Genomic DNA, 24,092 nt, shown 5'->3' on the forward strand with positions numbered 1-24,092 from the left:
TTACACTTTTTATTTTTTAACGCCACCACTCATCAAAGACAGTTACAGGTTGACGGCGTTTATGTTCAGAAGTTGTATACAAATGCTCAATTTGATTAGCATCCGCATCAGATACTTCTTTGCCTTCCAAATAGTCATCAATTGCATCATAGGTTACGCCTAAAGCCTCTTCGTCAGGCAATGCTGGCCGATCTTCTTCCAAATCAGCTGTTGGCACCTTTTCGTATAAGTTTTTTGGTGCATCTAAGTAAGCTAATAGCTGACGACCTTGTCGTTTATTTAAACGATATAATGGTGTCACATCTGCTGCACCATCCCCAAACTTCGTATAAAAGCCTGCTAACGCTTCGGCTGCATGATCAGTTCCAATCACAACACCTTGTTTAGCTGCAGCAACACCATACTGTGCAATCATACGCTCACGAGCTTTAATATTTCCCTTATTAAAATCAGTTACTGCAATACCATTAGCTTCTAACTGCGTCACAACACCTTCAACTGAATCTTTAATATTAACCGTTACTGTTTGATCAGCACCTTGCCAAGCAATAGCAGCCATTGCATCTGACTCATCAGATTGTTGACTATATGGTAACCGCATCGCAATAAATTGATAAGTTTTATCACCAGTTTCTGCACGTAGTTGCATAACAGCCAACTGCGCTAACTTACCAGCCAACAATGAGTCCTGGCCACCTGAAATACCTAATACAAGAGTCTTAAGACCGGTCTTAATTAAGTAATCTTTCAATAATGATATTGAACGGTTAATTTCAGTTTCTGAATCAATTGTCGGTTGAACACCTAATGTTTGAATAATCTCTGCTTGTAATGTTCGCATAACAGCCTCCCTTAAGAAATATTACTATTAATTGTTTTTATTAATTTCATCAACATATGCACGGGTTTTCTTAATAAGATTCATCTTATGGTCCCATGCATCTTGTGACAAATCAACAGGATATTCTTGTGGATTCATATCACGGCGATATTCTGAATATAATGAATTGATGTGGTGTTGGGCAAATGTCCGTACTTCATCCAAAGTTGGTAGTTTATAAACCAATTCGCCGTCCACAAAAATATCTTGTAAGATTGGTCGTGCTGTATAATCAACAACTGTCTTATTCAAGTATGGATAACTAGGATGGAACATATACAAGCCCTCAGGCAAATTAGTTGGGTCTTCATGCCATAAGGCAACATAATCCCCTTGTGACTTACCATCAGAATTACGTGTAATACGCCAAACTTGCTTTTGACCTGGCGTTGAAATCTTTTCAGCCGACCCTGAAATCTTAATTGTGTCGGTCATCTCACCATTTTCATCCTCGACTGATACCACTTTATAAACACCACCAAGCGCAGCCTGGTCGTATGCCGTGATTAATTTTGTTCCAATACCCCATGTATCAATTTTAGCACCTTGGAACTTCAAACTCTTAATCGTTGTTTCATCCAAATCATTTGATGCCACAATAGATGCCTCTGGAAAACCAGCTTCATCCAACATCTTACGAACCCCTTTAGAGACGTAAGCCAAGTCACCTGAATCGATACGAACACCGATAAAGTTAATTTTATCACCCATTTCTTGTGCCACACGAATTGCAGCTGGCACACCAGAGCGTAATGTATCATACGTATCAACCAAAAAGACCACATCATGATGCGTCTCTGCATAGGCTTTAAAAGCTTCATAATCATTACGATAGACTTGTACTAAACTGTGTGCATGTGTCCCAGAAATTGGAATACCAAATAATTTACCTGCTCGCACATTTGAAGTTGCGTTAAAGCCCCCAATGTAAGCAGCACGTGTTCCCCAAAGGGCTGCGTCCATTTCTTGTGCACGACGTGAACCAAATTCCATCAAAGTTTGATCACCAACAACTGAACGAATTCTTGAAGCCTTTGTGGCAATCAAAGTTTGATAGTTAATAATGTTTAGTAACGGGGTCTCTATTAATTGCGCATCAAAAACAGTTGCCTCAACCTGCACGATAGGCTCATTGTTAAAAACAACATCTCCTTCGCTTGGCATCCGAACGGTTCCTTTAAAGCGCCAATTTTTTAAGTAATCTAAAAATGCTTCATTAAACTCCCCAGTTGAACGTAGATAATCAAGATCACTCTGAGAAAAATGTAACCCACTCAAAAAATTTACAACCCGTTCCAATCCTGCAAAAACGGCATAACCATTTTGAAATGGTAGTTTGCGAAAGTACATTTCGTAAACTGCCTTGCGTTCATGAATTCCCTTCATAAAGTACGTTTGCATCATTGATAATTGGTACGCATCTGTGTGTAATGCCAAGCTATCATCTGGATATGCTAAAGCCATAACAAAATTCTCCTCATTTTCTATATTGTTACTATTTTAACACAAATCACAGGGTGTAAAGTCATGTTAGGATGATATAACTAGTGGTATACTAAGGAAATTGTCACAGCAATAATTTTTTATTAAGGAACGATTATCATGATTCATCATTATCCAATTAAAGAATCAATGCGCACGGGGATGTTGCTCGCAGCAACAGCTGGCTTTATTGATGCCTATACATTTCAAATTCATGATATGCGTTTTGCAAGCTTTCAAAGCGGTAATTTATTACAAATTGGTCTAAATATTGCCAACGGTAAATGGTTACATGCCTTAATTTATTTCTGGCCCGTATTTGCTTTTTTAATGGGCACTAGTTTTAACCAGCTTTTGAAACAATTTGCAAAAAAACACCAGCAATCACATACTATGATAGCTTTACTCATTGAATTTATAGGTTTAGTCGGTGTCGCTTTATTAGAATATCACACTGTTTCATCCAATATTATCCTGCCATTACTAGCCTTTTTTATGGCCATTCAGGCAGATACATTTAATCTCATTCATGGAATGCCTTATATGACCATCTTAAGCACTGGTAATTTACGAACCCTTAGTAGTGGTTTAACTAATGGTTTATTATGGCATGATAAATCGGCGTTGCATCGTGCTGGACGGGTGGCTCCCGTTATTTTGGCTTTTTTTGCTTCAGCAATTTTGGCTTTTTTTGCGATGCAATTATTACATCAAGGTGCACTCTTCATCGCCCCCATTTTAATACTAGGCATCCTTGTTTTGGTTAATCGTGAAGAAAAATGATAGTGGTAGTTGACACAACAGATAATATCAACTAAAATACGGTTAAGTATTTCAGAAGAATAAACAAGTTGATCAGGAAAGTAAATTAATTATGATTTGTTAAGAGAGACAGTATTTGGTGTAAGCTGTTCAAATCATACTAGTTGAAAATGGCCTGTGATTGGCGTTAATGAGTAGCAAGTCTATAAATTAACGACGGAATGGTCTACGTTAAAAGACACACGAATCAGCATAGCATCATATCGCTCACTGCTCGCTCGTTGCTAAGGTTTTAATTAGTAATAGTTAAAATAAAAGTAGAATGGTAACACGAGACTCGTTTCTATCAGATTATATCTAATCATGATGGGACGAGTCTTTTTTGTTCCCCTTCCTTTCTAAAATACACTAACTCATACTTATAAAATTGTCTAAGGAGAAACGTTATGACACATAAAGGATTAAAAATTGGTACTATCTTAGCAGTTAGTGCCTTTGCTGCTGGAACTATTGCGCCTATTACGGCTAATGCTGCTGCCAAAAAAACAGTAACTGTTGGAATTGTTGGTACTAGTGATAAAGAACTTTGGGATAATATCAACAAAACAACGCAAAAGAAATATAACTTAACTGTTAAAACAAAAGTCTTTACTGACTACAACCAACCAAACAAAGCCGTTGCTGACGGATCACTTGACTTAAATGCTTTCCAACACGTTTATTTCTTAAACAACTGGAATAAATCAAATAACAATAAGGTCAAAGCAATTGGTAAAACTTTCATTACCCCAATTCGTCTTTATTCTGAAAAATACAAAGACGTTAAAGATTTTAAAAAGGGTGATAGTATTGCCGTACCAAATGACAGTACTAATGAAGGCCGTGCTTTAACTTTGCTACAATCAGCTGGCTTGATTAAAATCAAGAAAGGGGTTGATTTGCCAACCCTTAAAGATATTCAATCGAACAAGTTAAACCTTAAATTTAAAGAAGTTGCTGCTGATCAAGGCCCATCTTCTCTAAAGTCAATGGATGGTGCTGTTATTAATACTAACTATGCCCAAGAAGCTAAACTTAAGTTAAATTCAGCTGTCTACGTTGAACCAATTAATAAAAAGTCAAAGCAATGGATTAATGTTATTGTTGCCCGCAAGAGTGATGCTAACAAGAAAGCATACAAGCAAGTCGTTAAAACTTACCAAAGCAAGCAAACAAAGCAATACCTAAAGGACACTTGGGGTAAGGCTGAAATTCCATCATGGGATATCAAGTTGAAGTAAGCCATTTGCAACAACCGTGACGGGCCTTCGCTCGTTCACATACATATCAATAGTAGGAGAAGAATATGGCTGTTATTTCATTAAAAAATATAAATGTAACTTTTAAACAAAAAAAAAGTGAAATTGTCGCTGTTCAAGATGAATCCATCGAAGTTGAAAAAGGCGATATTTATGGCATTGTTGGTTATTCTGGTGCTGGTAAGTCAACGCTGGTTCGTACCATTAATTTATTGCAACGTCCAACCAAAGGTTCAGTCATTGTAAACGATATCGACATGCTACAACTTTCACCAAAAGAATTACGTAATCAACGTAAGAAAATTGGGATGATTTTCCAGCATTTCAATCTAATGAATGAGTTAACAATTTTTGGCAACGTCGCACAACCTTTGAAACATTCTAATTTATCAAAAGTTGATAAAGCTAAAAAGGTTAACAAATTACTAAAACTTGTTGGTCTTGATGACCGTGCTGATAACTATCCTAATCAACTTTCTGGTGGTCAAAAGCAACGTGTGGCCATTGCACGTGCATTGGCAAATGATCCTGAAATTTTGATTTCTGATGAGGCAACTTCAGCCCTAGACCCCCGAACGACTAACCAAATTTTGGCATTACTAAAGCAATTAAATCGTGAATTAGGCTTAACTATTGTTTTGATTACTCACGAAATGCAAGCCATCAAAGAAACTGCTAACAAAGTTGCTGTGATGGAAAACGGTACGATCATTGAACGTGGTTCGTTATTAGAAATTTTTACCAATCCTCAAAAGCCACTAACAAAAGATTTCATCAATACAGCTACTAATTTGGATGAAGCACTTGTTAAGGTGAATGAGCTATTAACCACCCAACCACTAGCAGACGATGAAGAACTAATCAAAATCAGTTATGTTGGTGCCGATACAGCGCAACCATTACTATCAACAATTTATGCAGATTTCGATGTCACAACAAATATTCTCTATTCAAACATGGAAATCTTGACACAGACACCTGTTGGTCTTGCCGTTGCAATATTTAAGGGAACGGTTGCTAATCGTAAGGCTGCTAAAGCAAGTTTTAGTGATCACGGGGTGGTCATTACTGAATTACAAGGAGGTACCAACTAATTATGGGATGGATTCAAGAACATATGCCTAATGCTTACGCTTTGGGCTGGTCAGGTGACTATGGCTGGGGTGTTGCAATTTGGCAAACAGTTTATATGACTCTCGGCGCCGCCATTATTGGTGGTATTATTGGTTTGTTATTTGGGATTGGCTTAGTTTTGACTGCCGATGACGGGATTGCACCTAATCGCACAGCTTTCCAAATCTTAGATAAAATTGTTTCAGTTGGGCGTGCTATTCCATTCATCATTATGGTGGTGGCTTTCTCACCTCTAACACAATTAATTGTCGGTACAACTATTGGAACAACAGCTGCGCTAGTCCCACTGTCCCTTGGTGTTTTCCCCTTTTACGCTCGTCAGGTACAGGTTGCTTTACTTGGTGTTGAAGGTGGTAAAGTTGAAGCTGCTCGTTCGTTTGGCGCAACTAATTGGGACATTATCTCAGACGTCTACTTACGAGAAGGTCGTGCCGAACTAATTCGTGTTTCAACTGTTACATTAATCAGTTTAGTTGGTTTGACTGCAATGGCTGGCGCTATCGGTGCTGGTGGTCTTGGAACAACTGCAATCGTTACCGGTTACCAACGTTTCCAAAACGACGTTATGTGGACTGCAACGGTCATTATCCTACTGTTCATTGTCATTATTCAATTTGTGGGTGACTTACTAGCAAAGCATGCTCGTCATAACTAAATGTTAATAAAAATAAGGATGGAACAAAAATGTTCCATCCTTATTTTTTATTTATTTTTTTGTTGAAATAATTCATTTGCAACCGTTAGATTTCCCAACGCATCAATGGCTGTATTAGGAACAACAACCGTATTAGATTGGCCGTTTGCAACTTCACGGAAAGCATCAATATTTTGCGCAGCTAGATACTTGCTATCTACAGCTGCTAGGGCATCATTCGCTTTTTGAATACGATATGCTTCAGCATCAGCCGCTAAACGCACTGCCTTTGCTTTCGCTTCAGCAGTCGTCACTAAGGCGTCATTTTTAGCTTTTGTGGTCAATTCAATTGAACGTGCTTCACCCTCTGCTTTTGCAATAGCTGCCTCACGTTCACGCGTGGCATTAATTTGCTTATTCATTGATTCTTGAATTTCCGGTGTTGGTTGGATTGTATCAATATTAATCCGATCAACATTAACACCATAAGCATCCGTAATTGTCGCTAATTCATGACTTAACGCAGCGTTAATTCTTTCTGTCCCATTAAGAACATCATTCAAATCCATCGTACCAATAATTCCACGTAAATGCGCTCTCGATTGTTGAACCATAGATTTAATTGAATCCGCATTTTCAAAAGTAAATTTATATGGGTTCGTAACATGATAATTCATTGAAAGTGAAATAATAACTTCTGCATTATCTTGTGAAATAACACTTTGTTCACTTAAACTAAGTGGTACCTGTGCCAAATCGACTCGATCCACTCGCGTAATAATCGGTATTGTAAAATGAATACCAGGTGTAATTTGCTTTTTATACTTACCTAAAATCGAAACCATACCTACCATATTTTGTGGAATGATTCGAATACTTGAAACCAACAAATAAATGATCAATAAAAAGATAATGACATATAAAATACTAGCTAATATCATTTTTTGACGTCTCCTTTTCTAAGCTAATCGCATTGCCTTGTACTGCAACGATTACAACCTCATCTCCCCAGATTAATTTTTCGGTTGTCGTAACACGATAATAAATACCATTTAATTTAACAAAGCCATCCGCATAGTTATCCATAGATAAAGTAAACGATTTATCCAACAGGCGATTATCAAAATTATAGTTCATAATAGTTTTTACCATATTTAAATGCTTTTTCAACAACTAGAAAATTACCGACTTGTTGCCGAATTCGAACTGTATCACCCATCTTTAGATCAATACCCCGATAATCAAAATAGTGACCATTAACTAACATACGATTTGCCATAAAATTACTTGGTGTTAAGTGTATTGTCATACCCGTTGTATTTACATTACGTTTCCTATTCATTTGTAACCCCCCCAAGAACACTTTTGTTTTAGTATATACTAGCTTTGCTAACACGTAAATTATTAAAAGTGATTTTTAGAAAAATCATTATTTTTTTTCGATAAATCAAAAACTCAACACTACAAAAGTCTTTCATTACTGCAGTCCCGAGTTTCGGGTATACAAAAAAAAGCACAAAAAAACCTCACACGTTATAGGTGCGACATAAATGCCTTTCAACCTAGACTTGGCTATTAGCCATCATCTTAGCGGTTTATACCATATAACATGAGAGATCTCATTGTGTTTATTAATTAACCAATGAAATTAGTCAACCAATTCCAAGATAGCCATTGGAGCAGCGTCACCACGACGTTGAGTAGTCTTCAAAATGCGAGTGTAACCACCGGCACGACCCTCAAAGCGAGGTGCAACATCGTTAAATAAGTGTTGCAAAGCTGTTTCAACTTGAACTTTGTTATCATCAGTTGTTTTTACGTCTGCAACAACGTTACGCATAAAGGCAGCTGCCTTGCGGCGTGATGATAAATCACCATGCTTACCCAACGTAATCATTTTGTCAGCAGTACGACGAACTTCTTTTGCACGAGCTTCAGTCGTAATGATACGACCATTGATTAATAGATCAGTAGTCAAATCACGCAACAAAGCCTTACGTTGTGCACTGTTACGTCCCAACTTACGGTATCCCATGAGTGTGTCCTCCTTTACTTGGTATTCTATCGTTTAAACTAATCTTCCTTGCGGAATCCCAAACCTAGCAATGTAAGTTTGTCTTGGATTTCGTCAAGTGATTTCCGACCGAGGTTACGAACAGACATCATTTGAGTCTCCGTACGCTCAGTTAACTCTTGGACAGAGTTAATCCCGGCCCTTTTGAGACAATTATAAGAGCGAACAGACAAGTCCAATTCTTCAATTGGCGTATCTGCATGTTTTGCGGTTGGCTCTTCTTCCTTGTCTGCCATCACTTGTGCAGTAATTGCACGCTCAGACATATCAACAAATGCGTTCAAATGATCAGACATAATACGAGCGGCCAAAGAAACAGCTTCAGTAGCTGTCAATGAACCGTCAGTCCAAACATCCAAAGTTAATTTATCAAAGTCATCACGTTGACCAACACGAGTGTTTTCAACTTGATAGTTGACGCGTTCGATTGGGGTAAAGATTGAATCAATTGCTAGAACGCCAATAGGCATTTCATCATGCAATTCCTTATTCTGGTCCCCTGAAACATAACCACGACCACGAGCAGCAGTCAAAGTCATGTGCAAAGTAGCCCCAGCCGCAACAGTAGCAATGTGAAGATCTTTATTCAAGACTTCAACATCACTATCACCAGTTATATCACCGGCCGTCACATCAGCGGGACCGGTTACGTTAACTTCGAGTGTTTTTTCATCGTCACTGTCGATGCGCATTGAAACCTTTTTAAGGTTCAAAATAATTTGCGTGACATCTTCAACGACACCTTCGACCGTTGAAAATTCATGCAAAACGCCATCAATCTGTACTGAATTGATTGCCGCACCAGGCAATGAAGACAACAATACACGGCGTAGTGAGTTACCCAAAGTAGTTCCGTAACCACGTTCAAGCGGCTCAACCACAAACTTACCGTAATTGCTATCCTCTTCAACCAGCATAATCTTAGGATTTTCGAATTCAAGCATACTGTTTGTTACCCCTTTCAAAGCTTGTTGTGCACTATTTGCAACCGGCAATTAGACACGACGACGCTTTGGTGGACGTGAACCGTTGTGAGGTACTGGTGTAACATCCTTAATAGATGAAACATCCAAACCTGCAGCGGCTAACGAACGGATAGCTGACTCACGACCTGAACCAGGTCCCTTAACAGTTACCTCAACAGTCTTCATGCCATTTTCCATTGCGCTCTTAGCAGCAGCTTCAGCAGCCATTTGCGCAGCAAACGGCGTTGACTTACGGCTACCTTTAAAACCAAGTGCACCAGCTGATGACCAAGCAACAGCATTTCCTTGAACGTCGGTGATCATTACGATCGTGTTGTTGAACGTTGCGTGGATGTGTGCTACACCAGACTCAATATTCTTACGTACACGACGCTTACGATTAGTACGACCTGCCATAATCAAGTTATCTCCTTTCTAGTTAGTTTAAATTACTTCTTCTTACCTGCAATTGCAACAGCTGGGCCCTTACGAGTACGAGCGTTGTTCTTCGTGTGTTGTCCACGAACTGGTAAGCCCTTACGGTGACGGATACCACGGTATGAATTGATTTCTTGTAGACCTTTAATGTTCATTGAGACCTCACGACGCAAGTCACCTTCTACCTTAATACCATCAACGACGGCACGGATAGCGTCTTCTTGGTCTGGGGTTAAGTCACGAACACGGACATCCTCAGAAACCTTTGCATCTGCCAAAACTTTTTGTGCAGTTGCATTCCCGATTCCATATACATATGTTAATGCGATCACGATACGCTTATCGCGAGGCAAATCAACACCAGCAATACGAGCCATTACGATTACCTCCTTTTTCTATATAATAAATAAATTTTCTAACGTCAGTAAAATTACTTACCTTGACGTTGCTTGTGCTTTGGGTTTGCAGAGCAAATCACCATTACACGACCATTACGCTTGACAACCTTGCAGCTGTCGCACATACGCTTAACTGATGGACGAACCTTCATGATATTTACCTCCTTGAATTTTTTGTACGATTTGCTTACTTGAACCGGTATGTAATACGGCCCTTCGTCAAATCATATGGCGACATCTCAACCGTTACACGATCTCCAGGTAGAATACGAATGAAATTCTTTCGGATCTTACCAGAAACGTGTGCTAAGATGTCTGCGCCGTTTTCCAGTTCAACGGTAAACATGGCATTGGGCAAAGTTTCCTTTACCACACCAGAAATTTCAATAACATCACTGGCCACGTTGCTGCCTCCTTAGTTGTGACATTGGAGAACGTAACAAGTTATTATAACACGATAGATTTACCTTGAAAAGTAAAAAATATTGGTTAAACTTAGTCGTTCTTCAAACTATCAAGTAACTTCTTTACATCTGCGAACACGACATCAAGCTCACGTGAACCATCGATTTTATTTAATAGACCTTTTTCGTCATAAAATTCAGCGATTGGTTCAGTAAGCTTACCATTAACGTCCAAGCGATTTTGAATCACTTCAGGCGTGTCATCTGCACGTCCACGGGCCATCATACGATCAACTAATACTTGCATATCAGCAGTAAAGTAAAGAACAGCGTCCAATGAACGGCCTTCTTTACTTAGCATATCTTCTAAAGCTTTCGCTTGCTCTAAGTTACGAGGGAATCCATCTAAGATAAATCCTGGTTTCGTATCTTCTTCTGCTAGACGCTCGGCAACAATACCGTTAGTAACTTCGTCAGGAACTAAGTTACCAGCATCCATATAAGACTTTGCTTGCATACCAAGATCAGTTTCGTTGGCCATTGCCGCACGGAACATATCACCCGTACTGATGTGTGGCAAGTTGTACATCTCAACGATCTTTGCAGCCTGGGTTCCTTTACCAACACCTGGCAAACCCAACAACATGATGTTCAAACTCATTTTGTCTCGACTCCTTCTCGAATAAATCCAACATACTGCCGCTTCATCATCAATCCTTCAAGTTGGCGAATCAGGTCAATTGCCACACCAATGACAATCAAGATCGACGTTCCTGACATTGCAAGGTTACTATCCAACCCAAAGAAGTGTGTTGCTAGAATTGGTGCTAAAGCGACAAATCCTAGGAACAAAGCGCCGACTACTGACAAACGCATCAATAGTCCTGACATCCACTTTTCAGTAGATGGACCAGGCCAGACGCCTACAATATAACTACCTTGTTTTTGTAGATTCTCTTGTACCTTTTCAGGATTAACCTGAACAAACGCATAGAAGAATGTAAACAAAACAATCAGTAATGTATACACAATACCACCTTGCATCGTTTGAATTGAAAGGTATTGCATAACTGTATTATACCAACTTGCGTCTGCAAACTTAGTTGCAAATGCTTGCAAAATAGTTTGTGGCGTAACCAATAATGATGACGCAAAGATAACCGGGATAACCCCCGCAATATTAATACGTAATGGTAGATAGGAAGAACTTCCTGCACCTGTCGAACGACGTGTATATTGCATTGGTACCTTGCGAATCGCCTGATTAAACCAAGTAACAAAGCCAATAACAATTATAAAAATCATCATTAGTCCAATCAAAAATGCCCATCCACGCGCTGGATCGTCACCTTGTAGGATATGTTCCTTGAATAGTTGATAAATACCTGCTGGTAAACGCGCAATTATACCAGCAAAAATCAACATTGAAACACCTTGACCAAGACCACGTTCAGTAATCATCTCACCTAACCAAACTGATAACATTGTACCAGCCGTTAAAATGAATCCGATTAATATGTAAGTCTCTGCATTTGGTGTTTTCACCAAGTTAACTTGGCTTAGTTGATTAAATCCTGCCGTGATTCCAATAGATTGGACAAAAGCTAGGACAATGGTCAGCCACCGAGTAACTTGGTTCAACTTACGTCGTCCCACTTCACCTTGTTTCGACCATTCAACAAATCGTGGCACAATATCCATTTGTAGGAGCTGTACCACGATTTGTGCAGTAACGTATGGTGAAACTCCCATTGCAAATAATGAGTAATTTGTTAATCCACCACCGCTAAACATATTCAAAATGCTGCCGAGCCCAGAATTTGCTACCTCTGTTAATGCCGCCGTGTTAATACCCGGGACAGTAATATAGGCACCTAACCGATAAACAATTAGGATTCCCAAAGTAAAAAATAGTTTCTTTCGAATATCTTTTTCTTTAAGTGAATCGAGCACGGTTTTCAGCATTAGATCACCTCAGCTTTACCACCAGCAGCTTCGATAGCTGCGGTTGCTGCTGCTGAGAACTTGTTAGCTTTAATAGTCAATGATTTCTCAAGTTGACCATTTGCCAAGATCTTAACACCGTTCAATTCGTTCTTAACAATACCTGCTTCAACCAACAATGCTGGAGAAACTTCAGTACCGTTATCAAAACGATTCAACATGTCAAGGTTGACAACAGCATACTCCTTACGGTTAATGTTCGTGAAACCACGCTTTGGCATACGACGGAACAATGGCATTTGTCCACCTTCGAAACCTTGACGAGTCTTACCACGAGCCTTTTGACCTTTTTGACCACGACCTGCAGTCTTACCATTACCTGATGACTCACCACGTCCAACACGGTTGCGGACGTTACGTGCACCTTCAGCTACTTGGAGTTCATTTAGCTTCATTAGGGTTTTACCTCCTTCAATGCAATCTAATTATTTAGCTCTTACTTAACTACTTCAACAGTAACCAAGTGAGCAATCTTGAACACTGCACCACGCGTTGCTGCGTTGTCAGGCAATACGACTGATGATTGGACCTTGTTCAAACCAAGGGCCTTAACAATCGCACGTTGCTTTGGCAAACGGTGGGCAGCACTCTTTACAAGAGTAATTTTAACTTGTTCAGCCATTTTCTGCCTCCTTAATCTGCCAAGTGCTCTAATGAGACCTGACGCAATTCAGCAACTTCTTCAGCGTTCTTCAATGAGTTGATTGCATCGAAAGTTGCGCGTACAACGTTAATTGGTGTAGCTGAGCCTAATGACTTTGCAGTCACATCACCAACTCCAGCTAGTTCCAAAACGGCACGAGCAGCACCACCAGCTGCTACTCCAGATCCTTCAACGGCGGGCTTCACTAGGATGCGGCCACCAGCAAAGACACCCAATGTAGAGTGAGGAAGGGTTGTACCAACCATAGGTACACTAATAATGTTGCGCTTTGCATCTTCAGCAGCCTTACGGATTGCTTCAGGAACTTCTTGCGCTTTACCAGTACCAAAACCAACATGTCCGTTACGGTCACCAACAACTACCAAAGCAGCGAAACGCAAACGGCGTCCACCTTTAACAACCTTGGTAACACGGTTGATGGCTACAACGTTTTCTTCAAGCTCACCGAGCTTATTTGCATCAATAAATGCCATGTTTTTCTTTCCTCCTTCCCTTAGAACTTCAAACCAGCTTCACGAGCTGCTTCAGCCAAAGCTTGTACACGACCGTGGTACAAGTAACCACCACGATCAAATACAACAACTTCAACATTAGCTTCTTTTGCTCGTTCTGCGATTAAAGCACCAACTTTAGCTGCCTGTTCAGTTTTTGGAGCAGTCTCAATTGACTTATCCAAAGTTGAGGCACTAGCAAGCGTCACACCCGCTACGTCATCAATTAATTGCGCGTAGATGTTCTTGTTAGAACGGTAAACGTTCAAGCGTGGGCGCTCAGCAGTACCAGAAATCTTTCCACGAACGCGAGTGTGTCGGTGTTGACGCACTTTGTTCTTGTCTGACTTCGTAATCATGTTCGTAACCTCTTTTTTTCAGTTCGAAAGATATACTCATAAGTAAAATCGTAACGTTGCTTACGACTTTAAGCACAAAGCTTAAGTTTACTTACCAGTCTTACCTTCCTTACGTGCAACGTATTCACCTTCGTAACGAATACCCTTACCCTTGTATGGTTCAGGTGCGCGTACGGCGCGGATTTCAGCAGCGAAATCACCAACAAATTGCTTGCTGATTCCTGCAACTGTAACCGTCGTTGAGTCAGGAACTTCAACAGTTAACCCTTCACGAGCTTCAAATTCTACGGGGTGTGAGTAACCTACGTTCAAAACAAGCTTGTCGCCTTGCTTTGCTGCACGGTATCCAACACCGACTAGCTTCAATGTCTTCTTGAAGCCATTTGAAACACCCTCGACCATGTTGTTAACAATGGCACGAGTAGTTCCGTGAAGTGCCTTCATGCGTCCATCATCAGATGGGCGAGTGAATGAAACCTCAGTTCCATCAACAGTCAAATTGATTTCGTGAGCAATCGTGCGTGATAGCTCACCTTTAGGTCCTTTAACAGTAACAACGTCACCTTCGCGTGATAGTTCAACGCCAGCTGGCAATGTTACGGCCTTATTACCAATACGACTCATTGGTTGACACCTCCTTATTTAAATTTTGTTTTTACCAGACGTAAGCCAATACCTCGCCACCAATTTTCTTGGCGCGAGCTTCTTTATCGGTGATAACACCTTCAGAAGTTGAGATGATTGCAATACCCAAACCGTTTAATACCTTAGGTACATTATCTGACTTAACATATGTACGTAGACCAGGCTTTGAAATACGCTTCAAACCTGTAATTACGCGAGTCTTGTCAGCAGAATACTTAAGGAAAACACGGATGACACCTTGCTTGTCATCTTCAATGTATTCAACGTCACGAACAAAGCCTTCACTCTTTAAGATCTCGGCGATGTCCTTCTTGATCTTTGATGCAGGTACTTCAACTGAGTCGTGGCGAACCATGTTCGCATTACGAATGCGTGTCAAAAAATCTGCAATTGGGTCAGTCATTGACATTGATATTTGCCTCCTATTATTAATTACTGTAAATCAGTGTTGATTACTTTGAGAAAGGCATACCCATTTGAGTAAGCAATTCACGAGATTCCTCGTCTGAGTTGGCAGTCGTTACAAGAACGATATCCAAACCACGAACGCGGTTAACCTTATCATAATCAATTTCTGGGAAAATAAGTTGCTCACGAACTCCCAATGTGTAGTTTCCACGGCCATCAAAAGCCTTTGGTGAAACTCCACGGAAGTCACGAACACGTGGCAATGAAACGTTGATCAACTTATCTAAGAAGTCATACATACGTTCACCACGCAAAGTAACCTTTGTACCGATTGCCATACCCTCACGCAAACGGAAGCCAGCGATTGACTTCTTAGCACGAGTGATAACTGGCTTTTGACCAGCAATCAATTCCAATTCAGCAACAGCTTCATCCAAGTTCTTTGAGTTTGAAACAGCATCACCAACACCCATGTTAAGCACGATCTTTTCGATCTTAGGTGCTTGCATGATTGATGAATACTCAAACTTCTCGACCAATGAAGGTGTAACTTCATTGACGTACTTTTCCTTCAAGCGATTTGCCATGATAATGATTTCCTCCTTTCACCTAGAAAATTATGCTAAAGTCTTTCCAGACTTCTTAGCGAAACGTACCTTCTTACCATCTTCAACTTTGTAACCAACCTTAGTTGGTTCGTTAGTAGAAGGGTCAAGCAATTGTACGTTTGAAACGTGGATTGGAGCTTCAAGCTCAACAATACCACCTTGTGGGTATTGGTTATTAGGCTTTTGGTGCTTCTTAACCATATTGACACCTTCAACAACAACGCGGTTTTGGGCTGCGTCAATCTTTACGATTACGCCTTCCTTACCCTTGTCCTTGCCGGCGATAACCTTAACCTTGTCACCAGTCTTCACAAACATGCGAGGCTTCCTCCTTGATTTAATGATGGTAATTACAATACTTCAGGTGCCAATGACACAATACGCATGTAATCATTGTCACGCAATTCACGCGCAACAGGTCCAAAGATACGAGTACCTACTGGACTTTTATCATCTTTAACGATAACAGCAGCATTTTCATCGAAACTGATGTATGAACCATCAGCACGGTGTGTACTAGCGGCAGTACGAACGATAACGGCTTTAACAACGTCACCCTTCTTAACATTTCCACCAGGAATAGCTTGCTTAACAGTTGCGACGATCATGTCACCGATTCCGGCAAACTTACGACCAGATCCACCTAACACCTTGATAGTCAAGATTTCACGTGCACCTGAGTTATCTGCAACCTTTAAACGACTCTCTTGTTGAATCACGATTTTGTCCTCCTTCCGTTATTGGTAATATTCGAGATTAAACGATTAGATAATAACGGCCTTCTCGACGATTTCTACCAAACGGAAGCGCTTTGTAGCTGATGTTGGACGTGTCTCCATGATACGTACCAAATCACCTGTCTTAGCTTCGTTGTTCTCATCGTGAGCCTTAAACTTTTTCGTGTACTTAACACGCTTACCATATACTGGGTGGTTCTTGTAAGTGTTGATGGCAACAGTAACTGTCTTATCCATCTTATCTGAAACCACGCGGCCTTGGTAAACCTTACGTGTGTTACGAGCTTCAGTCATAACGAACGGTCTCCTCTCTTAGTCTACTTGTTCAATTCTTGTTGACGAATGACCGTCTTGATACGGGCAATTTGCTTACGTACTTCTGACAATCGAGCCGTGTTCTCAAGTTGACCAGTAGCTAATTGGAAACGCAAGTTGAACAACTCTTCCTTGTAGCTCTTTTCCTTGGCAACTAGCTCAGCTTGGCTGAGACCCTTGATTTCATTTTGTTGATCCTTGATCTTCATTATTCACCCTCCACTTGACGAGCCAAGATTTTAGTCTTGACTGGCAACTTGTTAGATGCAAGACGCAAGGCTTCGCGGGCAACCTCTTCAGGAACACCGGCAACTTCAAATAATACCTTGCCGCGCTTAACAGGTGCTACCCAGCCTTCTGGGGTACCTTTTCCGTTACCCATACGAACACCAACACCCTTTGAAGTGTAGGCCAAGTGTGGAAAAATCTTAATCCATACTTTACCACCACGCTTCATATAACGCGTCATAGCAATACGAGCAGCCTCGATTTGACGGTTTGTAATCCAGTGTGATTCAGTAGCTTGTAAACCGAAATCTCCGAAAGCTACTGTCTTACCACCTTTAGCCTCACCACGCATCTTACCGCGGTGTGGGCGACGGTACTTTACACGCTTTGGAACTAGCATGTTACTCGCCTCCTTGCTTCTTTACTGACTTCTTCTCTGGCAAAATGTCACCACGGTAAATCCAAGTCTTAACTCCGATTTGACCGTAAGTAGTTGTTGCCTCATCCCATGAGTAGTCAATGTCTGCACGCAATGTGTGCAAAGGCACTGTACCCTCAGTATATTGCTCAATACGAGCCATATCTGCACCGTTCAAACGTCCAGAAACTTGTGTCTTGATACCCTTGGCACCAGCACGCATTGCACGTTGGATAGCACTACGCATTGCACGACGGAAAGCCACACGGCGAACCAAGTCTGCTGCAATTTGTGAACCTACCAAGTGGGCGTCCAAATCAGGTTTCTTAATCTCAATGATGTTGATGTGAACACGTTCACCCTTGGCAACGATCTTTGAAAGCTCGTTACGCAATGCATCAACTTCAGAACCACCTTTACCAATAACCATACCTGGCTTAGCAGTGTGGATTGAGATATTTACACGGTTAGCAGTACGTTCAATTTCAACACGTGAAATTGATGCTTCAGCCAACTTAGCTTCGATGTACTCGCGCAACTTTAAATCTTCATGCAAAGTTGTTGCGAAGTCCTTCTTGTTTGCGTACCATTTTGCATCCCAGTCGCGGATGATGCCGACACGCATACCAGTTGGGTTAATTTTGTGACCCATGACTCAATCCTCCTTACTTTTCTGTTACCACAATCGTAATGTGGCTTGTACGCTTGTTGATTGGTGAAGCTGAACCCTTGGCACGTGGACGGAAACGCTTTAGCGTTGGTCCTTCGTTTGCAAAGGCTTCAGCAACTACCAAATCTTCACGATCTAATGAGAAGTTGTTCTCAGCATTTGCTACTGCTGAGTTCAACACTTTGTATACATCTTCTGAGCTGTGGTTTGGCATAAATTGCAAAATTGCAAATGCTTCTGCCACAGACTTACCACGAACTTGGTCAAGCACTAGGCGGACCTTACGTGGTGCGACACGGACGATCTTGGCCGTGGCGCGTGCTGACGTGATTTGTTCAGCCATTGTATTGTCCTCCTAATTACTTACGCTTAGTTGCTTTATCGTCTGCTGCGTGTCCGCGGAACGTACGCGTAGGAACGAACTCTCCAAGCTTGTGACCAACCATGTCTTCTTGTACCAAAACTGGCATGTGCTTACGACCATCGTAAACTGCAAAAGTCAATCCAATAAAGCTAGGGAAAATCGTTGAGCGACGTGACCATGTCTTAATGACAGTATGCTTTTCAGAAGCGTTAGCCTCTTCAACCTTCTTTAACAAAGAAGCATCAGCAAATGGCCCTTTTTTTAGGCTACGACCCATTTTGAGGTCCTCCTCTCGTTTTTTAAAAACTTATAATAGCTGGCGTAGTTATTAATTACTTGCTCTTGCGACCACGAACGATAAACTTAGTTGAACGAGCCTTAACGTTACGAGTCTTCTTACCAGCTGTCTTCTTACCCCATGGTGACAATGGTGATGGCATTCCGATAGGAGCCTTTCCTTCACCACCTCCGTGAGGGTGATCGTTAGGGTTCATTACAGATCCACGAACGTGTGGACGTTGACCCTTCCAACGACGACGACCAGCCTTACCCCAGTTGATCAATGAGTGTTGTTCGTTTCCAACAACTCCAACTGTGGCACGGTTAACAGCCAAGATCATACGAACTTCACCTGATTGTAGGCGAACTAGAACGTACTTTCCTTCTTTACCTAGCACTTGAGCTGAGGCACCGGCTGAACGAACAAGTTGTCCACCGTGACCAGGCTTCAATTCAATGTTGTGGATTTGAGTTCCATCAGGAATGTTTGATAGTGGTAGTGAGTTACCTACCTTAATATCAGCATCTGCTCCAGATTGAACAGTCATACCAACTTCTAGTCCCTTAGGAGCCAAGATATATGCCTTAGTTCCATCAGTATATTGTAGCAAAGCGATGTTTGCAGTACGGTTTGGATCGTATTCGATCGCAACAACCTTAGCTGGTACATCATCCTTAGTACGCTTGAAGTCGATAATACGGTATTGGCGCTTGTGTCCACCACCACGGTGGCGTACAGTCATGTGACCGTATGAGTTACGAGCACCAGTGTTTGACTTTGATTCCAACAAGCTCTTTTCGGGCGTCGTCTTAGTGATTTCAGAAAAATCTGAAGAAGTCATGTTACGACGACCGTTAGAGGTTGGCTTGTACTTTTTGATAGCCACGCTAATTTCCTCCTAATTAGTTTTCGTTGAACAATTGAATGTCCTTAGAAGCTGCAGACAACTTAACAGTTGCCTTCTTACGCTTCTTAGTGTAACCAGAAAAGCGTCCTTGACGCTTCAACTTACCACGTACGTTAGCGGTGTTGATTTTTTCAACTTTAACATCGAAAATTTCTTCAACAGCGCGCTTAATTTGTGGCTTTGTGGCGCGAACATCAACTTCAAACGTGTAACGCTTTTCATCCAAAACGTTCATCGTTTGTTCAGTGATGACCGGGCGCAAAATGATATCGCGTGCGTCCATTATGCCAAAACCTCCTCAACTTGTGCCAAAGCTGATTGAACTACAATCAACTTATCGTTGTTGATTACGTCAAGCACGTTAACACCCTTAGCAGTCATAACAGTCACGTTTTCTAAGTTACGTGCTGCTAGTGCTGCATTAGCATTATCATCGTCCAAGACAACCAACGTCTTTTCATTTACGTTTAAGTTGTTCAAAACTGCCTTAAATTCTTTAGTCTTTGGTGCGTCAAATGACAATGCATCAACAACTACCAATGAAGAATCCAAAACCTTTTGTGACAACACTGACTTCAATGCCAAACGGTATGCCTTCTTAGGCATCTTGTAGGCATATGAACGTGGTGTAGGTCCGAAGACAACTCCACCCCCACGCCATTGTGGTGAACGGATTGAACCTTGGCGGGCACGACCCGTTCCCTTTTGACGCCAAGGCTTCTTTCCACCACCAGAAACCGCTGAACGGTTCTTAACGGCGTGAGTTCCTTGACGCATTGAAGCGCGTTGCATCAATACGGCATCCGTAATGACATTGTTGTTTGGCTCTACACCGAATACTGAAGCATTTAGCTCAATATCACCGGCATTTGAACCGTCTTGCTTAAACAAAGCAACCTTAGTCATGTTAATTTCCTCCCTTCGTCCTTATTACTTAGCTTTTTTTGAGTACTTAACAGTAACAAGTGACTTGTTGGCACCAGGAACATTACCCTTAACCAAGATCACGTTATTTTCTACATCAACGCGAACAACTTGCAAGTTTTGTACAGTACGCTTGTGGTTACCCATACGTCCAGGCAATTTCTTACCCTTGAAGACGCGGTTAATAATGGCACCCAATGAACCAGGACGACGGTGGTAACGAGAACCGTGAGCCATAGGTCCACGTGATTGGCCATCCTTCTTGATGTTACCTTGGTAACCATGACCCTTCGTAATTCCAGTAACGTCAACAGCTTCACCAGCGGCAAAGATATCAACCTTTACTTCATCCCCAACATTGAATTCTCCCTCAGCATCGCGGATTTCACGAATGTAGCGCTTAGGGGTCGTATTTGCTTTGGCAACGTGACCTTGCTCAGGTTTGTTGCTCAAAACTTGGCGCTTATCTTGGTAACCCAATTGAAGTGCATTGTAACCATCGTTTTCCAAAGTTTTAACTTGCAAAACAACGTTTGGTGTAGCTTCAACAACCGTTACAGGGATAAGTTCACCAGTCTCAGTGAATACCTGAGTCATGCCGACTTTGCGGCCTAAGATACCCTTAGTAGTCATGACTATCTCCTTTTCATAGTAAATCTAAAATTTTTAGTTAGTTAAATGCATAACTGGGCAAGTCATTATCTTAATTAAAGTTATAAGGATTACAACTTAATTTCGATGTCAACACCACTTGGCAATTCCAACTTTGACAATGCATCGACTGTCTTGGCAGTTGGGTTCATGATGTCAATCAAACGCTTGTGTGTACGCAATTCGAATTGCTCACGTGCATCTTTGTGCTTGTGAGGTGAACTCAAAACTGTGTATAGTGTACGTTCAGTTGGCAATGGAATAGGACCTGAAATTTCAGCACCTGTACGCTTTGCAGTTTCAACAATCTTTTCAGCTGATGAATCCAAAATCTTGTGCTCGTATGCCTTTAGGCGGATACGAATCTTCTTGTTAGCCATGATAAATTCTCCCTTCGTCCATATTGGAATATGAAACTAACTCCGCGGAAACTACCGACACACCCCACAAGGCTCCATGGCAATGGGCCTCGTGGCAATGCTGCCGGGTGTGTCGCAACCTCCCGCATCATTGCTTGTTTGTGCACACTAATATACAAGGATATTAAAATATCCCTCAATTAGCGTACTTGATTATAATACAGTAGTTATGCCGGACAATCAAGTGTTTTTGTTTACTTTATCAGAATTATTTTAAATAATAATCCTGTCGCATCACAACGTTATTTATAATACACAATTTCCCAAAAAAATTCCAATAAAAACTCTCGAATTGTTTAAATATCTTTTTTTCGAATTTTTACCTGCGCATTCTATTTTTTTCATATATAATAGGAATTAGTTTAAAAGACAGTATGTCAATTTATGTTTTACTATATAGTAGATTTAAGGAATGCCAAATTAATGAAACAAACTCTTACACAAATCCACCCTATGTGGGAGAACTTTCCAACAGTTCAAGCGGAGCTCCAAGATGTGTTATTGATTATTCAAAATTCATTACATGCAAATGACAAAGAAGTTGAACAAGCATTGTTGGATATGTTCCGTGCTGGTGGTAAAATGCTACGGCCTGCTTTTACACTGATAATTGGTCAGTTTTACCCTCGCAATAATTCAGATTTAAAACATATCGCTGCTGCAATTGAAATGCTACACACTGCAACGCTTGTTCATGATGATATCATTGATGATTCTCCTGAACGACGTCATGCGCCTAGCATTCAGTCTCGCTTTGGCAAAGATGTTGCCGCTTATGCCGGTGATTATTTGTTTGCTGCAACATTTAAAACACTTGCCTACCATACAAGTGATATGAAACTTGTCCAACAAGCGACTTCGTTATTAGAAGCTATTTTGACAGGTGAATTAACCCAGCGCACAAATCATTATGATCGTCATATGACATTAGCCAACTATAAAGAACAAATTGCAGGTAAAACTGCTGCACTATTTGTATTATCAGCTAAGCTTGGTGCTGCTAACGGAAACGCACCAGAAGAATTTATGACTTTGGTTTCTGATTTTTCTTATAATGTTGGGATGGCATTTCAAATTTTAGATGATATCTTAGACTACCAATCAACTACTCATGATTTAGGTAAGCCAACACTACAAGATGTTCGTGAGGGCGTTTACTCAGCACCCTTAATCATCGCAATGCAGAATAATGATGAAATTCAAACACTATTAAAGAAAAAAGAACAAATCAGTAATGATGAATCCATTGCTTTACGTGATATGGTAATAGCTAGCGGTGCTGTTGATGATGCCATTGCTTTAGCCAGTGACTATACTAACAATGCACTAGAACAATTAGACAAACTACCCGAAAGTGATGCTAAAGATACGCTAGTTGCCATCAGCGAGGCGCTACTTGAACGTGCTAATTAATTAACACCATTATATAGTAGAAAAAATGTTTTTTTAATTAAAAAGCCAGTTTCCAACTGCAATAATTGCGGTATGGAAACTGGCTATTTTTTATAGTTCTTGATAATCAAATTCTAAAGCTGGATTAGCATTTAACGTCCAGTCACCACGTTGACCATGACGATAAGCAATATCAGCGGCAGCACCAATCATGGCTGCATTATCACCAGCCAACTTAATTGGCACTGGTAAAAAGTTAATTTGTGGTCGCTTTGTCAGCATCTCAGTTAGCGCATCACGTAAGCCACGATTAGCCGCAACTCCACCGGCCACGATAAATGATTTCACAGGATAATTATCCAGTGCTCGTGCTGTCTTAGTGACCAGCACTTCAACCACCGCCGCTTGAAATGAAGCAGCTAAATTATCATGATCAATTGTTTCACCACGCTGATCAGCATTATGCATCAAATTAATGACCGCACTTTTCAAACCAGAAAATGAGAAATCATAGGCATCATCATTCATAAGTGCTCGTGGTAAATTATATGATGGTTGGCCACGATGCGCCATCTCATCTAATATTTTACCAGCTGGGTACTGCAAGCCCATCGTGCGTCCTACTTTATCGTAACTTTCCCCCGCAGCATCATCGCGAGTATCACCAATAATAACGTATTCATATTCTTTAGGCATTAAGACTAGCTCAGTGTGCCCACCTGATACCATTAAAGCTAACGCTGGATACTGAATAGGTGCAACAAAATTAGCAGCACTAATATGACCAGCCATATGTAATACAGGCACTAATGGTAAGTTATGCGCCCAAGCAATTGTTTTGGCTGCTGTTACACCGATTAACAAAGCGCCCACTAAACCTGGGCCTTGTGTCACACCAATCGCAGTTAAGTCTTGGTATGTTAACTTAGCATCTGCTAATGCAGCATCTGCTAAAATAGTCACTTGTTCAATATGATGACGACTAGCTACTTCTGGCACGATACCGCCAAATCTTTGGTGGCTTTTAATTTGGGTCGCTGTCGCCAAACTAATAATTTCGACACCATTTTTAACAATGGCGACACTCGTTTCATCAGCACTTGATTCAAACGCCATGATATAACGTGTTTCTGTCATCA

At 40.9% G+C, this 24,092-nt stretch carries 39 protein-coding genes and 1 other annotated feature; of the genes, 5 read left to right on the plus strand and 34 right to left on the minus strand.

Annotated features, from left to right (window positions below):
- Positions 1-16: 16 nt before the first annotated feature.
- The gene (nadE, locus tag G7Y65_RS00995; RefSeq protein ID WP_042491838.1) at positions 17-841 is read right to left on the minus strand and encodes an NAD(+) synthase; all 825 of its coding nucleotides are present in this window, start codon (positions 839-841) and stop codon (positions 17-19) included.
- Between the two features lie 27 nt (positions 842-868).
- A complete protein-coding gene (locus G7Y65_RS01000) occupies positions 869-2,344 on the minus strand; it encodes a nicotinate phosphoribosyltransferase (protein ID WP_042491840.1) in 1,476 nt (491 codons plus the stop codon).
- 138 nt (positions 2,345-2,482) lie between these two features.
- Here G7Y65_RS01000 and G7Y65_RS01005 point away from each other — a divergent pair, with 138 nt between their 5' ends.
- The 4 genes from G7Y65_RS01005 (at position 2,483) to G7Y65_RS01020 (ending at position 6,211) form a co-directional block, all read left to right on the plus strand.
- Entirely contained in the window at positions 2,483-3,145 is a 663-nt protein-coding gene (locus G7Y65_RS01005; RefSeq protein WP_137600399.1) for a YoaK family protein, read from the plus strand.
- Between the two features lie 59 nt (positions 3,146-3,204).
- Positions 3,205-3,472, plus strand: a binding site (T-box leader).
- A 98-nt stretch (positions 3,473-3,570) separates the two neighbouring features.
- Positions 3,571-4,404 carry a MetQ/NlpA family ABC transporter substrate-binding protein gene (locus G7Y65_RS01010; RefSeq protein ID WP_042491841.1) on the plus strand — a complete coding sequence of 278 codons (834 nt, stop codon included), beginning with the start codon at positions 3,571-3,573 and terminating at the stop codon, positions 4,402-4,404.
- A 65-nt stretch (positions 4,405-4,469) separates the two neighbouring features.
- The gene (locus G7Y65_RS01015; RefSeq protein WP_042491842.1) at positions 4,470-5,516 is read left to right on the plus strand and encodes a methionine ABC transporter ATP-binding protein; all 1,047 of its coding nucleotides are present in this window, start codon (positions 4,470-4,472) and stop codon (positions 5,514-5,516) included.
- Between the two features lie 2 nt (positions 5,517-5,518).
- A complete protein-coding gene (locus tag G7Y65_RS01020) occupies positions 5,519-6,211 on the plus strand; it encodes a methionine ABC transporter permease (RefSeq protein ID WP_042491843.1) in 693 nt (230 codons plus the stop codon).
- A gap of 47 nt (positions 6,212-6,258) precedes the next feature.
- On the opposite strand, the gene G7Y65_RS01025 is transcribed toward G7Y65_RS01020, so the two are convergent.
- The 31 genes from G7Y65_RS01025 to rpsJ all read right to left on the minus strand — a co-directional run bounded on the left by G7Y65_RS01025 (position 6,259) and on the right by rpsJ (position 21,522).
- A complete protein-coding gene (locus tag G7Y65_RS01025) occupies positions 6,259-7,131 on the minus strand; it encodes an SPFH domain-containing protein (RefSeq protein ID WP_052348368.1) in 873 nt (290 codons plus the stop codon).
- A complete protein-coding gene (locus G7Y65_RS01030) occupies positions 7,118-7,327 on the minus strand; it encodes an NfeD family protein (protein ID WP_165314487.1) in 210 nt (69 codons plus the stop codon). The genes G7Y65_RS01025 and G7Y65_RS01030 overlap by 14 nt, the downstream gene beginning before the upstream one ends.
- Entirely contained in the window at positions 7,317-7,532 is a 216-nt protein-coding gene (locus G7Y65_RS01035; RefSeq protein WP_042491845.1) for a hypothetical protein, read from the minus strand. The genes G7Y65_RS01030 and G7Y65_RS01035 overlap by 11 nt, the downstream gene beginning before the upstream one ends.
- A 306-nt stretch (positions 7,533-7,838) precedes the next feature.
- On the minus strand, positions 7,839-8,225 hold the full coding sequence (gene rplQ / locus G7Y65_RS01040; protein ID WP_042491846.1) for a 50S ribosomal protein L17: 387 nt from the start codon (positions 8,223-8,225) through the stop codon (positions 7,839-7,841).
- A gap of 38 nt (positions 8,226-8,263) precedes the next feature.
- Positions 8,264-9,208, minus strand: a complete 945-nt coding sequence (locus G7Y65_RS01045; protein WP_042491847.1) for a DNA-directed RNA polymerase subunit alpha — start codon at positions 9,206-9,208, stop codon at positions 8,264-8,266.
- A 51-nt stretch (positions 9,209-9,259) separates the two neighbouring features.
- Positions 9,260-9,646, minus strand: coding sequence for a 30S ribosomal protein S11 (gene rpsK / locus G7Y65_RS01050; RefSeq protein ID WP_042491849.1), 387 nt, complete (start codon positions 9,644-9,646; stop codon positions 9,260-9,262).
- A gap of 32 nt (positions 9,647-9,678) precedes the next feature.
- Positions 9,679-10,044, minus strand: coding sequence for a 30S ribosomal protein S13 (gene rpsM / locus G7Y65_RS01055; RefSeq protein ID WP_042491851.1), 366 nt, complete (start codon positions 10,042-10,044; stop codon positions 9,679-9,681).
- A gap of 53 nt (positions 10,045-10,097) precedes the next feature.
- A complete protein-coding gene (gene rpmJ / locus G7Y65_RS01060; RefSeq protein WP_040760535.1) occupies positions 10,098-10,217 on the minus strand; it encodes a 50S ribosomal protein L36 in 120 nt (39 codons plus the stop codon).
- A 35-nt stretch (positions 10,218-10,252) separates the two neighbouring features.
- Complete coding sequence (infA, locus tag G7Y65_RS01065) at positions 10,253-10,468, minus strand: translation initiation factor IF-1 (protein ID WP_002827967.1); 216 nt, start codon at positions 10,466-10,468, stop codon at positions 10,253-10,255.
- Between the two features lie 92 nt (positions 10,469-10,560).
- Positions 10,561-11,130, minus strand: coding sequence for an adenylate kinase (locus tag G7Y65_RS01070; RefSeq protein ID WP_042491854.1), 570 nt, complete (start codon positions 11,128-11,130; stop codon positions 10,561-10,563).
- Complete coding sequence (secY, locus tag G7Y65_RS01075; RefSeq protein ID WP_042491855.1) at positions 11,127-12,434, minus strand: preprotein translocase subunit SecY; 1,308 nt, start codon at positions 12,432-12,434, stop codon at positions 11,127-11,129. The genes G7Y65_RS01070 and secY overlap by 4 nt, the downstream gene beginning before the upstream one ends.
- On the minus strand, positions 12,434-12,868 hold the full coding sequence (rplO, locus tag G7Y65_RS01080) for a 50S ribosomal protein L15 (RefSeq protein ID WP_042491857.1): 435 nt from the start codon (positions 12,866-12,868) through the stop codon (positions 12,434-12,436). Before rplO ends, secY begins: the two co-directional genes overlap by 1 nt.
- 41 nt (positions 12,869-12,909) lie before the next feature.
- Positions 12,910-13,095, minus strand: coding sequence for a 50S ribosomal protein L30 (gene rpmD, locus G7Y65_RS01085; RefSeq protein WP_002827972.1), 186 nt, complete (start codon positions 13,093-13,095; stop codon positions 12,910-12,912).
- Positions 13,096-13,106: 11 nt separating this feature from the next.
- Positions 13,107-13,610 carry a 30S ribosomal protein S5 gene (gene rpsE, locus G7Y65_RS01090; protein WP_042491859.1) on the minus strand — a complete coding sequence of 168 codons (504 nt, stop codon included), beginning with the start codon at positions 13,608-13,610 and terminating at the stop codon, positions 13,107-13,109.
- Positions 13,611-13,630: 20 nt separating this feature from the next.
- Positions 13,631-13,987 (minus strand): 50S ribosomal protein L18, encoded by a 357-nt coding sequence (rplR, locus tag G7Y65_RS01095; RefSeq protein ID WP_042491860.1) that lies wholly within the window; start codon positions 13,985-13,987, stop codon positions 13,631-13,633.
- Between the two features lie 87 nt (positions 13,988-14,074).
- Positions 14,075-14,611 carry a 50S ribosomal protein L6 gene (rplF, locus tag G7Y65_RS01100; RefSeq protein WP_042491862.1) on the minus strand — a complete coding sequence of 179 codons (537 nt, stop codon included), beginning with the start codon at positions 14,609-14,611 and terminating at the stop codon, positions 14,075-14,077.
- Positions 14,612-14,642: 31 nt separating this feature from the next.
- Entirely contained in the window at positions 14,643-15,041 is a 399-nt protein-coding gene (gene rpsH, locus G7Y65_RS01105) for a 30S ribosomal protein S8 (RefSeq protein ID WP_042491863.1), read from the minus strand.
- A 43-nt stretch (positions 15,042-15,084) separates the two neighbouring features.
- A complete protein-coding gene (gene rplE, locus G7Y65_RS01110; RefSeq protein ID WP_042491864.1) occupies positions 15,085-15,627 on the minus strand; it encodes a 50S ribosomal protein L5 in 543 nt (180 codons plus the stop codon).
- 30 nt (positions 15,628-15,657) lie between these two features.
- Positions 15,658-15,966 (minus strand): 50S ribosomal protein L24, encoded by a 309-nt coding sequence (gene rplX, locus G7Y65_RS01115; protein ID WP_042491865.1) that lies wholly within the window; start codon positions 15,964-15,966, stop codon positions 15,658-15,660.
- 32 nt (positions 15,967-15,998) lie between these two features.
- Positions 15,999-16,367, minus strand: a complete 369-nt coding sequence (gene rplN, locus G7Y65_RS01120; protein ID WP_002827979.1) for a 50S ribosomal protein L14 — start codon at positions 16,365-16,367, stop codon at positions 15,999-16,001.
- Between the two features lie 45 nt (positions 16,368-16,412).
- Complete coding sequence (rpsQ, locus tag G7Y65_RS01125; RefSeq protein WP_042491867.1) at positions 16,413-16,679, minus strand: 30S ribosomal protein S17; 267 nt, start codon at positions 16,677-16,679, stop codon at positions 16,413-16,415.
- A 23-nt stretch (positions 16,680-16,702) separates the two neighbouring features.
- Complete coding sequence (rpmC, locus tag G7Y65_RS01130) at positions 16,703-16,909, minus strand: 50S ribosomal protein L29 (RefSeq protein WP_002827981.1); 207 nt, start codon at positions 16,907-16,909, stop codon at positions 16,703-16,705.
- Entirely contained in the window at positions 16,909-17,328 is a 420-nt protein-coding gene (rplP, locus tag G7Y65_RS01135; protein WP_042491869.1) for a 50S ribosomal protein L16, read from the minus strand. The genes rpmC and rplP overlap by 1 nt, the downstream gene beginning before the upstream one ends.
- Position 17,329: 1 nt before the next feature.
- Entirely contained in the window at positions 17,330-17,998 is a 669-nt protein-coding gene (rpsC, locus tag G7Y65_RS01140) for a 30S ribosomal protein S3 (RefSeq protein ID WP_042491870.1), read from the minus strand.
- A 13-nt stretch (positions 17,999-18,011) separates the two neighbouring features.
- Positions 18,012-18,359, minus strand: a complete 348-nt coding sequence (gene rplV / locus G7Y65_RS01145; protein ID WP_042491871.1) for a 50S ribosomal protein L22 — start codon at positions 18,357-18,359, stop codon at positions 18,012-18,014.
- 16 nt (positions 18,360-18,375) lie between these two features.
- Positions 18,376-18,657 (minus strand): 30S ribosomal protein S19, encoded by a 282-nt coding sequence (rpsS, locus tag G7Y65_RS01150; RefSeq protein WP_042491873.1) that lies wholly within the window; start codon positions 18,655-18,657, stop codon positions 18,376-18,378.
- Between the two features lie 55 nt (positions 18,658-18,712).
- Entirely contained in the window at positions 18,713-19,546 is an 834-nt protein-coding gene (gene rplB, locus G7Y65_RS01155; protein ID WP_042491876.1) for a 50S ribosomal protein L2, read from the minus strand.
- Positions 19,547-19,562: 16 nt separating this feature from the next.
- Positions 19,563-19,850 (minus strand): 50S ribosomal protein L23, encoded by a 288-nt coding sequence (gene rplW / locus G7Y65_RS01160; RefSeq protein ID WP_042491878.1) that lies wholly within the window; start codon positions 19,848-19,850, stop codon positions 19,563-19,565.
- A complete protein-coding gene (gene rplD, locus G7Y65_RS01165) occupies positions 19,850-20,473 on the minus strand; it encodes a 50S ribosomal protein L4 (RefSeq protein WP_042491879.1) in 624 nt (207 codons plus the stop codon). The genes rplW and rplD overlap by 1 nt, the downstream gene beginning before the upstream one ends.
- A gap of 24 nt (positions 20,474-20,497) precedes the next feature.
- Entirely contained in the window at positions 20,498-21,124 is a 627-nt protein-coding gene (rplC, locus tag G7Y65_RS01170) for a 50S ribosomal protein L3 (RefSeq protein ID WP_042491880.1), read from the minus strand.
- Positions 21,125-21,213: 89 nt separating this feature from the next.
- The gene (gene rpsJ / locus G7Y65_RS01175) at positions 21,214-21,522 is read right to left on the minus strand and encodes a 30S ribosomal protein S10 (protein ID WP_042491882.1); all 309 of its coding nucleotides are present in this window, start codon (positions 21,520-21,522) and stop codon (positions 21,214-21,216) included.
- Between the two features lie 462 nt (positions 21,523-21,984).
- Here rpsJ and G7Y65_RS01180 point away from each other — a divergent pair, with 462 nt between their 5' ends.
- Positions 21,985-22,974 (plus strand): polyprenyl synthetase family protein, encoded by a 990-nt coding sequence (locus G7Y65_RS01180; RefSeq protein ID WP_228179949.1) that lies wholly within the window; start codon positions 21,985-21,987, stop codon positions 22,972-22,974.
- 90 nt (positions 22,975-23,064) lie between these two features.
- On the opposite strand, the gene tsaD is transcribed toward G7Y65_RS01180, so the two are convergent.
- Entirely contained in the window at positions 23,065-24,090 is a 1,026-nt protein-coding gene (gene tsaD, locus G7Y65_RS01185) for a tRNA (adenosine(37)-N6)-threonylcarbamoyltransferase complex transferase subunit TsaD (protein ID WP_042491885.1), read from the minus strand.
- Between the last annotated feature and the right edge of the window lie 2 nt (positions 24,091-24,092).

It is taken from the genome of Weissella sagaensis, assembly GCF_010306265.1.
GTDB lineage: Bacteria > Bacillota > Bacilli > Lactobacillales > Lactobacillaceae > Weissella > Weissella sagaensis.